Origin of the sequence: Cobetia sp. SIMBA_158 (assembly GCF_046566945.1) — a bacterium.
GTDB classification, from domain to species: Bacteria; Pseudomonadota; Gammaproteobacteria; order Pseudomonadales; family Halomonadaceae; genus Cobetia; species Cobetia amphilecti.
Genome location: NZ_JAWJYL010000189.1, coordinates 1 through 308 on the forward strand (window position 1 = coordinate 1; position 308 = coordinate 308).

The window sequence follows — 308 nt, forward strand, 5'->3', positions numbered from 1 at the left end:
ATTGTACTCATGGCAACAGGTAACACACCGATTATGGACTGGAGTATTTTCCAAGGCATGAGAACGCTGGCAGCTAATATTGCGGTAGAAATGCCTGAATCAGAAGTAGGTAGCTCTCATTACAGAATATTGTTTTTAGCCGCCTTTGTACTATTCATATTCACCTTTGTATTTAACACGTTAGCTGAGTTTGTTCGTCAGCAGTTACGTGAAAAATACAGCTCAATGTAAGTGGAGAGACACGACATGGTAAAGCAGTGGTTTAAGTCTGGTCTCCTTGGATTTGGATGACCGGCGGTGCAGTGAGC

Annotated in this window: 1 pseudogene; it reads left to right on the forward strand. The window is 42.9% G+C overall.

The features are described 5' to 3' along the window. Positions 1-231 (forward strand): annotated as a pseudogene (locus tag R2R70_RS19575) (phosphate ABC transporter permease); the annotation flags it as partial. Between the last annotated feature and the right edge of the window lie 77 nt (positions 232-308).